This window comes from Aliiroseovarius sp. Z3 (assembly GCF_029105185.1).
Taxonomy (GTDB): Bacteria; Pseudomonadota; Alphaproteobacteria; order Rhodobacterales; family Rhodobacteraceae; genus Aliiroseovarius.
The window spans coordinates 164,669-177,500 of the sequence record NZ_JAFMZK010000005.1 but is presented as its reverse complement, the minus strand read 5'-3'; the positions used below and the strand labels follow the sequence as shown (position 1 = coordinate 177,500).

At 58.0% G+C, this 12,832-nt stretch carries 9 protein-coding genes; 6 read left to right on the top strand and 3 right to left on the bottom strand.

Annotated features, from left to right (window positions below; all coding sequences use genetic code 11):
* The first annotated feature begins 56 nt into the window (after positions 1–56).
* The 3 genes from J3R80_RS10890 to J3R80_RS10880 all read left to right on the top strand — a co-directional run bounded on the left by J3R80_RS10890 (position 57) and on the right by J3R80_RS10880 (position 6,061).
* A complete protein-coding gene (locus tag J3R80_RS10890; protein ID WP_275393803.1) occupies positions 57–2,330 on the top strand; it encodes an NADP-dependent malic enzyme in 2,274 nt (757 codons plus the stop codon).
* A 231-nt stretch (positions 2,331–2,561) separates the two neighbouring features.
* Positions 2,562–4,451, top strand: coding sequence for a propionyl-CoA synthetase (locus J3R80_RS10885; RefSeq protein ID WP_275393802.1), 1,890 nt, complete (start codon positions 2,562–2,564; stop codon positions 4,449–4,451).
* A gap of 128 nt (positions 4,452–4,579) precedes the next feature.
* Positions 4,580–6,061, top strand: a complete 1,482-nt coding sequence (locus tag J3R80_RS10880) for a sigma-54 dependent transcriptional regulator (protein WP_275393801.1) — start codon at positions 4,580–4,582, stop codon at positions 6,059–6,061.
* 9 nt (positions 6,062–6,070) lie between these two features.
* Here J3R80_RS10880 and J3R80_RS10875 read toward each other — a convergent pair whose 3' ends face one another.
* Positions 6,071–6,832 carry an NAD kinase gene (locus J3R80_RS10875; protein ID WP_275393800.1) on the bottom strand — a complete coding sequence of 254 codons (762 nt, stop codon included), beginning with the start codon at positions 6,830–6,832 and terminating at the stop codon, positions 6,071–6,073.
* 170 nt (positions 6,833–7,002) lie between these two features.
* On the opposite strand from J3R80_RS10875, the gene glyA reads away from it, so the two are divergent.
* Positions 7,003–8,295: a serine hydroxymethyltransferase gene (gene glyA, locus J3R80_RS10870; protein ID WP_275393799.1), complete on the top strand. Its 1,293-nt coding sequence runs from the start codon at positions 7,003–7,005 to the stop codon at positions 8,293–8,295.
* Between the two features lie 111 nt (positions 8,296–8,406).
* Here the strand turns inward: glyA and J3R80_RS10865 are convergent, their stop codons facing one another.
* Positions 8,407–8,769, bottom strand: a complete 363-nt coding sequence (locus J3R80_RS10865; RefSeq protein ID WP_275393798.1) for a hypothetical protein — start codon at positions 8,767–8,769, stop codon at positions 8,407–8,409.
* Between the two features lie 123 nt (positions 8,770–8,892).
* On the opposite strand from J3R80_RS10865, the gene J3R80_RS10860 reads away from it, so the two are divergent.
* Positions 8,893–9,651 carry an alpha/beta fold hydrolase gene (locus J3R80_RS10860; protein WP_275393797.1) on the top strand — a complete coding sequence of 253 codons (759 nt, stop codon included), beginning with the start codon at positions 8,893–8,895 and terminating at the stop codon, positions 9,649–9,651.
* Between the two features lie 64 nt (positions 9,652–9,715).
* On the opposite strand, the gene J3R80_RS10855 is transcribed toward J3R80_RS10860, so the two are convergent.
* Complete coding sequence (locus J3R80_RS10855; RefSeq protein WP_275393796.1) at positions 9,716–10,027, bottom strand: ETC complex I subunit; 312 nt, start codon at positions 10,025–10,027, stop codon at positions 9,716–9,718.
* Between the two features lie 565 nt (positions 10,028–10,592).
* Between J3R80_RS10855 and uvrB the strand changes: the two genes are divergently transcribed.
* Positions 10,593–12,764: an excinuclease ABC subunit UvrB gene (gene uvrB, locus J3R80_RS10850; RefSeq protein WP_275393795.1), complete on the top strand. Its 2,172-nt coding sequence runs from the start codon at positions 10,593–10,595 to the stop codon at positions 12,762–12,764.
* The last annotated feature ends 68 nt before the right edge of the window (positions 12,765–12,832 follow it).

Sequence of the window (12,832 nt, the reverse complement as noted above, 5' to 3'; positions counted from 1 at the left end):
TGTAGTAAGGCGATCTTGAAGATAGTTTAAAGCTAAACTTCTTACTGGAGGACGCCGTGAGCGACGACAATTACCCCCGAAAACGCGCGTTGGATTATCATGAGTTTCCGAAACCAGGGAAGCTGGAAATTCGCGCCACAAAGCCCATGGCAAACGGGCGCGATCTTAGTCTGGCCTATTCACCGGGGGTCGCCGAAGCCTGTATCGAAATCAAGAACGATCCTTCTGTAGCAAGCCGATACACCGCGCGCGGCAATTTGGTAGCCGTGGTGTCGAACGGGTCTGCCGTGTTGGGTTTAGGCAATATTGGTGCACTTGCGTCAAAGCCCGTGATGGAAGGCAAGGCCGTTTTGTTCAAGAAGTTTGCCAACATTGATTGCTTTGACATCGAACTGAACGAAAACAACCCCGAGAAGCTGGCCGAAATCGTCTGTGCGATGGAACCCAGCTTCGGTGCGATCAATCTTGAGGACATCAAGGCGCCCGATTGTTTCATCGTTGAACAAATTTGTCGCGAGCGCATGAACATCCCGGTGTTCCATGACGATCAGCACGGCACAGCAATCGTTGTTGGTGCAGCGGCAACCAATGCATTGCGCGTGACCGGTAAGTCCTTTGATCAGATCAAGGTGGTGTCGACCGGTGGCGGGGCTGCAGGTATCGCCTGCCTTAACATGCTTCTGAAGCTGGGCGTAAAACGCGAGAATGTTTGGCTCTGCGACATTGACGGGCTGGTTTATAAAGGCCGCGAAACCGAGATGACGCCGCAGAAAGCGGCATATGCGCAGGGCACAACCCAAGCCGCGTTGGATGACGTGATCGAAGGGGCCGACCTGTTTCTGGGCCTGTCCGGTCCCGGCGTGCTGAAACCGGAAATGGTTGCCAAGATGGCCAAGCGGCCGATTGTGTTCGCTCTGGCAAACCCAACCCCCGAGATCATGCCGGACGAAGTGCGCGCCGTTGCGCCCGACGCGATCATCGCCACGGGGCGTTCGGACTTTCCCAATCAGGTCAACAACGTCCTGTGTTTCCCGTTCATTTTCCGGGGCGCGTTGGATGTCGGCGCGACCGAGATCAACGACGCCATGCAGTTGGGCTGTATCGAAGGGATCGCGGCGCTGGCCCGCGCCACCACATCGGCCGAAGCAGCGGCGGCTTACAAGGGCGAACAGCTCAGTTTTGGCGAAGACTACCTGATCCCGAAACCGTTCGATCCGCGCCTGATGGGTGTGGTCGCAAGCGCAGTTGCAAAAGCCGCCATGGAAAGCGGTGTTGCCACCCGCCCGGTCGAGGATTTGGCGACCTACAAAGAAACGCTGGACGGGTCTGTGTTCCGGTCCGCCCTGATCATGCGCCCTGTGTTCGAGGCCGCCGCCACCGCCGAACGCCGTATTGTGTTTGCGGAAGGCGAAGACGAGCGGGTCTTACGCGCTGCCAACGCGATGCTGGAAGAAACCACCGACGCCCCGATCCTGATCGGGCGTCCAGACGTGATCGCCCAACGCTGCGAACGCGCGGGTTTGTCAATCACGCCAGGCAAGGATTTCCAGATCGTGAACCCGGAACGCGACGACCGTTACCGCGACTATTGGACCGCCTATCACCAGATCATGGCGCGCAAGGGCACCACGCCAGACCTTGCCAAGGCGATCCTGCGCACCAACACGACGGCCATTGCCGCGATCATGGTGCATCTGGAACAGGCAGACAGCATGATCGCCGGTACGTTCGGTCAGTATTTGTGGCACCTGAACTATATCAAGCAAATCCTCGGAACAGATCAATTGCACCCGGTTGGGGCGCTCAGCCTCATGATCTTGCAGGACGGCCCGCTGTTCATTGCCGACACACATGTGCACAACATCCCAACGTCTGAGCAGATCGCAGAGTCAGTGTGTGCAGCCGCTCGTCATGTGCGCCGTTTCGGGGTCGAGCCGAAGATCGCGCTGTGCTCGTATTCTCAGTTCGGCAATCATGATGGCGACAGCGGCAAACGGGCCCGCGGCGCATTGGAGATTCTCGACAGTCGCCCGCGCGATTTCGCCTATGAGGGTGAGATGCATGTCGATGCTGCTTTGGACACCGACGTCAGGCAGCACATATTCCCGGATGCGCGCTTTGAAGGGCCAGCCAATACCTTGGTTTTTGCCAATGCGGATGCGGCAAGCGCCGTTCGCAACACCTTGAAGGTGAAAGGTGGCGGGTTGGAAGTCGGACCGATCCTGATGGGAATGGGCAACCGCGCCCACATCGTCACGCCGTCGATCACAGCGCGCGGGTTGCTGAACATGTCGGCGGTTGCCGGCACCCCCGTCGCCAAGTATGGATGAGGCGACTCACGTCTGCTAATCTTTGCAAGCCTGACTTTGCAATTTTGCAATCTTTGACTTTTTCAAACTCGAGGGGCTTATTTCTCTGCGGTTTGCAAAAATTTGCAAGCCGTTTCCAGCCTGATTGCAAATTTTCCCGGTTAAACCGTCGCACTGCGATACGCCAAGCTTGCCCTAACGATAGCCAGAGGCGTAACACTTCATACCAAGGGAAACTGGAGGAAGTGCACCATGGCATACAAAGACGTTTACGCTGCGTGGCAGGCGGACCCGGAAGCTTTCTGGATGGACGCCGCACAGGCGATCAGTTGGGACAAGGCACCTTCGAAAGCGCTCTTTGACGAAAACGCACCGCTTTACGAATGGTTCGCAGACGGGATGGTGAACACGTGCTATAACGCGGTCGACCGGCATGTCGAAGGCGGCCGCGGTGATCAGGTGGCGATCATCTACGACAGCCCGATCACCGGTCGTCAGGCCAAGATCACATATGCCGAGTTGCAAACCCGCGTGGCGGCATTGGCGGGTGCCCTGAAGGCAAAGGGCATCGAAAAGGGTGACCGCGTCATCATCTATATGCCAATGGTGCCTGAAGCCTTGATGGCAATGCTGGCCGTCACCCGCATCGGCGCCGTGCATTCGGTCGTGTTCGGTGGCTTTGCCTCGAACGAACTGGCGGTGCGGATCGACGACGCGAAACCCAAGGCGATCATCGCGGCCTCATGCGGGATCGAACCGGGTCGCGTCATTGCCTATAAACCGCTTCTAGACGGGGCAATCGACATTGCCGACCACAAACCTGACTTCACTGTCATCTTGCAACGCGAAGAAGCCATTGCAGACCTGACCTCCGGGCGTGATTTTGACTGGGCCGAGTTGGAAGCATCCGCCAAACCAGCCGATTGTGTGCCGGTCGAGGGCAACCACCCGGCCTATATCCTTTACACCTCGGGCACCACCGGCCAACCGAAAGGCGTGATCCGCCACACGGGTGGCCATCTGGTGGCCCTGAACTGGACGATGAAGAACCTGTACAATGTCGATCCGGGCGACGTGTTCTGGGCGGCATCGGATGTGGGTTGGGTCGTTGGCCATTCTTACATCACTTACGGACCATTGGTGCATGGCAACACCACCATCGTCTTCGAAGGCAAGCCGGTCGGCACGCCGGATGCGGGCACCTTCTGGCGGGTGATCTCCGAGCACAATGTAAAAACCTTCTTCACGGCCCCCACCGCCTTCCGCGCCGTGAAACGCGAAGACCCCAAGGGCGCGTTTGTGAAGAAATATGACCTGTCCAGTCTGAAACAGGTCTATTTGGCTGGTGAGCGTGCCGACCCTGACACCATCGTGTGGGCGCAGGACCAATTGAACGTGCCTGTGATTGACCACTGGTGGCAGACGGAAACGGGTTACGCCATCGCAGCCAACCCGCTTGGTATCGAAGAGCTGCCCGTCAAACTTGGTTCGCCATCGGTGCCAATGCCCGGCTATGACGTGCAAATTCTGGACGAAGGGGGGCACCCGATGGCAGCCGGCGAACTGGGTGCGATCGCGATCAAACTCCCCCTGCCCCCTGGCACTCTGCCAACCCTGTGGAATGCGGAAGAACGATTCAAATCCAGTTATTTGAACACCTTTCCGGGTTACTATGAGACCGGGGATGCGGGATACAAGGATGAAGACGGCTATCTTTACATCATGGCCCGCACCGATGACGTGATCAATGTGGCTGGGCACCGCCTGTCAACCGGCGCGATGGAGGAGGTCTTGGCGTCCCATCCAGACGTGGCCGAATGTGCTGTCATCGGCGTCACGGACCAGCTTAAAGGTCAATTGCCGTTGGGCATGATCTGCCTGAACGCGGGCACCGATCGCCCCGAGGCGGATGTGACCGCCGAATGCGTCAAACTGGTGCGCGAGAAAATCGGTCCGGTGGCGGCCTTCAAGCTGTGCATTGTGGTCGACAGACTGCCGAAAACACGGTCGGGCAAGATTCTGCGGGCCACTATGGTCTCGATCGCGGATGGCAAGGATTACAAGATGCCGGCAACCATTGATGATCCGGCCATTCTGGAGGAAATCCAGGAAGCGCTGCAAAGCCTTGGCTACGCCGATTAACACCGGGCCAGAGGCCTGCAAGACTCACCCAACCCGGCGTTGGGTGAGTTTTTTTTGGCTTTTCGGCATCGGGCTGGCTAGAACCGGTTGGGGAATAAAAAAAATTGCGCCAGCGGACTGGGGGGAAGATGGCGAAAGATGAACGGGACAAACCCAGCGTCACTGGATCGGCTAACGACGATAAGGACGGGCACCCACCCGTCGTGATGGCTTTGGCCCCGCCAGTCATCGACAACCTGTTTCCCGCCACGGTTTTTAGGACGCTGGATTGCGATGTCAGGTATGCGAACTCCATTGCTGAGGCTCGGATCATTGCCAAGGATGACATTGTCGATATTGCGCTCCTGCCGCTCGATGTGAACGGGCGCAGCGTTCTACCGCTTGTTCGTGAGCTGATGAAGCGAAACATCGAGCAAGCGATCATCGTCGTGCCTCAAAGCAATCAGATCAATGATGCTGCGGAAGCCATGCGGCTTGGGGCCATGGATTGCCTTTTCGTGCCGTTCACACCCACCCGTTTGGAAAAAACCGTCGGTCAAGTGCTTCAGAAAATTGGCGCTGGCGGTAAGGGCCGAAGCCGGGCGAAGACAACGTCCAAGCCACCGCCGCGCGAGGCCAATCAGAAATCATCCGGTTCCGTCCACACCAAGCCCGTCGATCCGTATTGGATGAGGCACGGCATGGTCTTGTCCGACCTGTCTATGAAACCCGTCTTGCATGCGCTGGATACGGTCGCCGCGTCGGACGCTCCAATTTACATCCACGGTGAAACCGGCACTGGAAAGGAGGTTCTGGCCCGTGCGCTCCATGCGGAAAGCAGTCGGGCCACGGGGCCCTTTGTTGTCGTCGATTGCGCGCGACTTGAACCTGACAACCTGACGCGTCAGGTCTTTGCCGACAGCGGACATGGCACGCAAGGCGTAGCAAGCACTGTCGATGGTGGCACGTTGTTCCTCGACGAAATCGCGCGGACGGATTTGCGGGTGCAAGAGCAACTTATGCGGTTTCTGGAAAGTGGTGATATCACGCCGCTCGGCAACGTTGATGCATCCAAGGTTGATGCGCGTATCATCTGCACGAGCACCGAAGATGCCCGGGCCGAGATCGAGGCCGGGCGCCTTCGCGAGGATCTGTATTACCGTTTGCACGTCGTGCCGATCTCGCTGCCTGCACTGCGGGACCGCGGGGACGACATATTGGCTATCGCCAACACCAAATTGATCCAAACCGCCAGAAAGGAAGGGCGCAGGTTTCGCGGCTTCACACCCAGTGCCGCCGACATCCTGATGTCTCACCGTTGGCCGGGCAACATACGCCAACTCACCAATGTTATCTGGAATATCGTGCTGCACCATGATGGGGATATGGTCACAACCGACATGCTGCCTGTTGACCTTCTGGCCGGGCTTGCTGAGCCAGTCGATGCCACGGGACGCCAGCAGGTTTTGGCGGAAACGGGGCTGCTGGGACGACCCTTGGCGGAAATCGAGCGCATCGTCATCGAGGAAACAATCCGAGCGCAAGGGGGCTCTATCCCGCAGGCCGCGCAGGTTCTGCAGCTATCGCCATCGACGATTTATCGAAAACGGGAAGGTTGGGTCCGCAAATAGCGCGACAGCTTAGACAAACTGTTCGCGGATCAGACGTTCTTCCAAACCGTGCCCCGGATCGAAAAGAATACGGTGCTTGATCTTGTTGTCCGATCTGATTTCTACGGACACCACGTCGCGAACGGATCGCCCATCCGCATCGGCCATCACTGGCCGCTTCTCATGCTCCATTACATCAAACCGCACCACTGCGTTCTTCGGAAGCAAGGCACCGCGCCATCTGCGTGGGCGAAAGGCAGCCATTGCCGTCAGGGCGAGCACATCTGATCCAATGGGCAGAATCGGACCATGTGCCGAGTAGTTGTAAGCCGTTGACCCGGCAGCCGTACAAAGCAATGCACCGTCGCAGACCAGTTCTGACAGGCGCACTCGACCATCTACACTGATCTGCAGTTTCGCGGCCTGAGGCCCTGCGCGCAGCAAGCTGACTTCGTTAATCGCAAGTGCCTCGTGCACACTGCCATCCTTCCTTTCCGCACGCATGGCAAGGGGGTTGATCACCTCTTCCTCGGCGGAAATCAAGCGTTCGACAAGATCGTCGGGCGAATACTCGTTCATCAGGAACCCGACGGTGCCACAATTCATGCCATAGACCGGGATCGTCAGCTCCTGCGTCTCGTGCAGCGTATGCAACATGAACCCATCGCCCCCCAACGCGACGATCACATCGGCGTCCTTGACGTTTTTGTTGCCGTAGCGGGCCACCAGTTCCTCTTTCGCGGTCTCTGCAATTTGCGCATTGCTTGCGACGAAAGCGATGTTTTGGCTCATGTCTGGGTTTCCTGTACGTGTCCCTTGGTTTCCGAAAGAAACACATGTTTCCGCAAAGTGCCAGAAATTGCCGCGTCTTTCCGCAGCCATGTCGCTTTCCGGTCTTTGCGATCTGGTTTGTTTCCGATAGGAAATCCGGACATCTGGCTTCCAACCCAAGGACTACGCGCATGACTGCCACCCGTGACCAAGGTTTCTTCACCGAATCCCTCGCCTCTCGCGACCCCAAGCTTTATGGCTCAATCACTGATGAACTGGGGCGCCAGCGCGACGAGATCGAGCTGATCGCCTCGGAAAACATCGTGTCCGCCGCCGTGATGGAGGCACAGGGCTCGGTTCTGACCAACAAATACGCCGAAGGGTATCCGGGCCGTCGCTATTATGGCGGATGCCAGTTCGTGGATGTGGCCGAAAATCTGGCCATTGATCGCGCGAAAGAGCTGTTTGGCTGCGAATTTGCCAACGTGCAGCCCAATTCGGGATCGCAGGCCAACCAAGGTGCGTTCATGGCGATGATCCAGCCGGGCGATACGATCCTTGGCATGAACCTTGCCTCGGGCGGGCACCTGACCCACGGTGCGGCGCCGAACCAGTCGGGCAAATGGTTCAACGCGGTGCAATATGGCGTGCGCAAGCAGGACAACCTGATCGACTATGATGAAATTCAGGCGCTGGCGACCGAGCACCAACCCAAGCTGATCATCGCTGGCGGCTCGGCCATCCCGCGCCAGATCGACTTCGCCAAATTCCGCGAGATCGCGGATTCGGTCGGAGCATTCCTGATGGTCGATATGGCCCACTTTGCCGGTCTGGTGGCGGCAGGCGAGCATCCCTCGCCCTTCCCCTATGCCGATGTGGCGACCACCACGACCCACAAAACCCTCCGCGGCCCGCGTGGCGGCATGATCCTGACCAACCGCGAGGATCTGGCCAAAAAGATCAACTCCGCCATCTTCCCCGGCATTCAGGGCGGCCCGTTGATGCACGTGATCGCAGCAAAGGCCGTGGCCTTCGGCGAGGCATTGCGCCCCGAATTCAAGACCTATCAGAAGCAGGTGCGCGCCAATGCCGTCGCGCTGGCAGATCAACTGATGAAGGGCGGTCTGGACATCGTAACCGGCGGCACCGACACCCATGTGATGTTGGTTGACCTGCGTCCCAAAGGCGTGACCGGCAACATCGTGGACAAGGCCCTTGGCCGCGCACATATCACCTGCAACAAGAACGGCATCCCGTTCGACCCGGAAAAACCCACCGTAACGTCGGGCATTCGCCTTGGCACCCCCGCCGGCACCACCCGTGGTTTTGGCGAGGCCGAGTTCCGTGAGATTGCCGACCTGATCGTTGAAGTGATTGACGGGCTGGCGGCAAATGGAGAAGACGGGAACGGCGCGGTGGAAGCAGCGGTCAAAGCGAAAGTTGCCGCACTCTGCGCCAAGTTCCCGATGTATCCGAACTTGTAAGGAAGGCCGGTTGGTCAGCAAACCTGCTGACGTCCAACGCCGCAAATGATGAAAGCCCTGGACGATGTCCGGGGCTTTTTTTACGTTACCCGACGGATTTGTGATCCGGGATCAAAGCAGACCACGCCAGACAAGCACCCCGGCAACCAAGGCAGCGACAATCAGAAGATTCATCAGAACACTGGCCGAGACGCTCACCGCGATGCCCCGCCGCCGATCCCAGGCATCCAGGTTCAGAAGGTAGTGCTCGATCGCATCAGCGGCTTTCTCAAGCCGCTTGGGGTCCACTTGCCGACCCAGACGTGGGTGTTCTGACAGCTTCATCGCCTCGACCAGTTTCGCACCGTCGCCGCGCAGATGACGGGGCAACAGCCGCCCGGCGCGACGCAACTTGGTTTCAAACCCCGTGCCGCGAATGTCCAACCGCTGTTCCAGCAATTGGGCCAGCCGATCTGTCCGCGCGCCTAAATCCACGACGGTTCTCGTCCTGCTTTGTCCTTCTTCACCGCCATCTTATCGGTAACGACTGTGTATGCGAAAGGGCTCGGGGGAATAAAAAGGGCTTCAAGCGCGATCACCGCCACGCTATCAAACCGCATGCTTGAGATGCAGACATATGGTACCGACACGATACAACCACCTGTTCTGATCGCCCACGGTCTTTTTGGCTCGGCGCGCAATTGGGGCGTCATTGCAAAACGCATGTCAGACACCCGCCGCGTGGTGTGTGTGGATATGCGCAACCATGGGCTAAGCCCTTGGACCGACAGTCATAGTTATCCTGACCTTGCCGCCGATCTTGCCGAAGTCGTGACCAGGCTGGGCGGCACCGCGGATGTCATCGGACATTCAATGGGCGGAAAGGCTGCGATGGTTCTTGCGCTGTCTCACCCCGACAGGGTGCGCCGCCTTCTGGTCGCAGATATCGCCCCCGTCGCCTATGCGCACAGCCAGCAATCTATGATCACGGCTATGCGTAGTATCGACCTGTCACAGGTCGAAACGCGCGGTGATGCCGACAGGCAACTGGCACGTGTCGTCGAAGAGGCTTCGGTGCGGGCGTTCCTGTTGCAGTCACTGGATGTCAAATCACGTGAATGGCGTCTGAACCTCGATGTGCTAGAGCGCGATATGGATCTTGTTATCGGCTTTCCCGACATTCACGGGCTATACACCGGCCCTGCCCTGTTTTTGTCCGGGGCGATGTCCGACTATGTTTTGCCTGATCACAGACCCATCATCAAAGGGCTGTTCCCGAAAGCCAAGTATGCTAAGATTCCGCAGGCCGGGCACTGGCTACACGCCGAAAAGCCACGCGAATTCGAAGCCTCGGCGCGCGTGTTTTTTGACGGGTGATTATTTTGACGAATGACGTGGACAACCGCCAGATGCGGCTGTCGTCAGCACATGGTAAATCGTATCAGTGCGTCCAGGGGCCACGCCGATTGGTGGCGAAGTTTTCACCATAGCCACCGGACCGAATGTTTGCCCGGCGTTTATGTGGTTCCTGCACTATCGCTTCGATGCCACGTTCACGTGCATAGCTCAACGCCGCTTCTTTGGTGTCGAATTTCAGACGCACTTGGCTTTGAGTGTCGGACGAACTGGTCCAACCCATCAACGGATCCACGTCGCGCGCTTCGTCTGCTGCATATTCCAACAGCCACACCTTGGTCTTAGCCTGCCCTGATGTCATGGCGTTACGAGCGGGTTGATAGATACGTGCACGCATCCGGGATCTCCTTGAAAGCCTGTGCGGTTTATCCGGCATGCGTGGACGTAATTCAAGCAAATAAGGAACTCATATTGGCAGTGTCGGATGCGGCTTCCAGCCCAGCTGCGGGCCGGAAGCGCTTTGTGAGTGGTGGTTTTTGAGAGTTCAGAGTGGCTGCCGGTAGCTCCGAGGGAGCGAGGGGTGGGGTGGGTGTATCGTCGCCACCGGCAGTCCGTTCTGCTGCTTGCAACACAAACCTAGCGCGACGCCATAGCTAAGACAAGTGCAAAAAAACACTATTAGTTGCATTTTTTGAAGAAAATTTTTCTTATTTTTCTTTTTATTTCAGATATTTAGATAGCACTAAGCAAAAAGGTGGCTAACGCTCCTCTTTGCACAAATACAACCATTGGTTGCCAACTGGTAAATGCTTTCACATATCTGAAAGCCACTATCTGGACCCCATAGTCCGAAAATCGGCTATTCCGCTCAATTCGCTAATTATGGGGAGGGAAAGGTAAAGTAATCCTTACCCCTTGAAGAAGAACAAAATGTGACCATTCTAAACGGCGGAAGGATTCGCATGACCCATAGCCCGTTGACCAACCCGACATTCGCGCCGACAGCTCGCCCCAAACTTGAAGGCGGCAAGCGATTTGTGATGAGCACACCTTTCAAACCTGCAGGCGACCAGCCCACCGCCATCGCGGAACTGGTCGGCGGGGTCGAAGGCGGGGAACGCGATCAGGTGCTTTTGGGCGCCACCGGCACCGGCAAGACCTTCACCATGGCAAAGATCATCGAGGAAACCCAACGCCCCGCGATCATTCTGGCCCCGAACAAGACCCTTGCCGCCCAGCTTTATGGTGAGATGAAGGGGTATTTCCCCGACAACTCGGTCGAATATTTCGTCAGCTATTACGACTACTATCAGCCCGAAGCCTATGTCCCCCGCTCGGACACCTTCATCGAGAAGGAAAGCCAGATCAACGAACAGATCGACCGGATGCGCCACTCGGCCACGCGGGCGCTTCTGGAACGTGACGATGTGATCATCGTGGCCTCGGTCAGTTGCATCTATGGCATCGGCTCGCCCGAAACCTACACCGCCATGACGCAGGATATCACGGTGGGCGAGGAATACGACCAGCGATCCATCATGCGCGATTTGGTCGCCCAGCAATACAAGCGCAACGACAACGCGTTCCAGCGTGGCAGCTTTCGGGTGCGCGGCGACAGTCTGGAAATCTGGCCCAGCCACTTGGAAGATCGCGGCTGGCGGCTGTCCTTCTTCGGGGAAGAGCTGGAAAACATCACCGAGTTCGATACCCTGACCGGGGCCAAGACCGACACGCTGGAAAAGGTGCGCGTCTATGCGAATTCCCACTACGTGACGCCCACGCCGACGCTGAAACAAGCGATTCAGAATATCAAACAAGAGCTTGCAATCCGCCTGAAACAGTTCGAGGACGAAGGCAAACTGCTCGAAGCCCAGCGCCTTGAACAACGCACGAGGTTCGATCTGGAAATGCTGGAAGCTGCCGGATTTTGCAACGGGATCGAGAACTACTCGCGCTACCTGACGGGCCGCGCGCCCGGCGAACCGCCCCCTACCCTGTTCGAATACATCCCCGACAACGCGATTGTGTTTGCCGATGAAAGCCACGTGTCCGTGCCGCAGATCGGCGGCATGTATCGCGGCGACTATCGGCGCAAGTTCACACTGGCCGAACATGGATTCCGCTTGCCTAGCTGCATGGACAACCGCCCGCTCAAGTTCGAGGAATGGGACGCCATGCGCCCGCAATCGGTCTTTGTCTCGGCCACACCCTCGAACTGGGAGCTGGAACAGACAGGCGGCGTTTTCGCCGAACAGGTGATCCGCCCCACTGGCCTTCTGGACCCCGAAGTCGAAATTCGCCCGGTCGACATGCAGGTCGACGACCTGCTGGACGAGGTGCGCAAAGTGGCCGACCGCGGCATGCGCACATTGGTCACGACCCTGACCAAACGCATGGCCGAAGACCTGACCGAATACCTGCACGAACAGGGCATCCGCGTGCGCTACATGCACTCGGACATCGACACGATCGAGCGGATCGAAATCCTGCGCGACCTGCGTCTGGGGGCCTTCGACGTGCTGGTGGGCATCAACCTGCTGCGCGAAGGCTTGGACATTCCCGAATGCGGGCTGGTCGCCATTCTGGACGCGGATAAGGAAGGCTTCCTGCGCTCGGAAACCTCGCTTGTGCAAACCATCGGCCGCGCCGCCCGGAACGCCGAAGGCCGCGTCATCATGTATGCCGACCGGATCACCGGGTCGATGGAACGCGCGCTGAACGAAACCAACCGGCGGCGCGAGAAGCAGCAAGCCTATAACGAACTGCACGGCATCACGCCCGAAACCGTGAAGAAGAATGTCGAAGACGTGCTGTCCGGGCTTTACGAGGGCGACACCGACATGTCCCGCGTCACGGCCACCATCGACAAACCAATGATCGGCGACAACCTGATCACCCATCTGGAGGGGCTGAAAGCCCAGATGCGCAAAGCCGCCGAAAACCTTGAGTTCGAAGAAGCCGCCCGCCTGCGCGACGAGGTGCACCGTCTGGAAGCCGTCGAACTGGCCATCGCCGACGACCCGCTGGCGCGGCAATCGGCGATTGAGGCCGCCGGTGAGGCGGCGCAGAAGGTGAAGGGGCGGTCAACGGCTGGGAAGCCGGGGCAACGGGCGGGTCGGGGGAAGAAGCGGTAGCGCAAATATTTCTGAACTGTTGACTCACAAAGATGATCTTTTTAGTATCAAAATGATACGAAAAGGAT

What these genes read in the sequence shown, in the direction of transcription:
- J3R80_RS10885 (WP_275393802.1), top strand. Translation starts at nt 2,562, where the DNA reads ATGGCATACAAAGACGTTTACGCTGCGTGGCAGGCGGACCCGGAAGCT.
- J3R80_RS10880 (WP_275393801.1), top strand. Translation starts at nt 4,580, where the DNA reads ATGGCGAAAGATGAACGGGACAAACCCAGCGTCACTGGATCGGCTAAC.
- J3R80_RS10875 (WP_275393800.1), bottom strand. Translation starts at nt 6,832, where the DNA reads ATGAGCCAAAACATCGCTTTCGTCGCAAGCAATGCGCAAATTGCAGAG.
- glyA (WP_275393799.1), top strand. Translation starts at nt 7,003, where the DNA reads ATGACTGCCACCCGTGACCAAGGTTTCTTCACCGAATCCCTCGCCTCT.
- J3R80_RS10860 (WP_275393797.1), top strand. Translation starts at nt 8,893, where the DNA reads ATGCTTGAGATGCAGACATATGGTACCGACACGATACAACCACCTGTT.
- J3R80_RS10855 (WP_275393796.1), bottom strand. Translation starts at nt 10,027, where the DNA reads ATGCGTGCACGTATCTATCAACCCGCTCGTAACGCCATGACATCAGGG.
- uvrB (WP_275393795.1), top strand. Translation starts at nt 10,593, where the DNA reads ATGACCCATAGCCCGTTGACCAACCCGACATTCGCGCCGACAGCTCGC.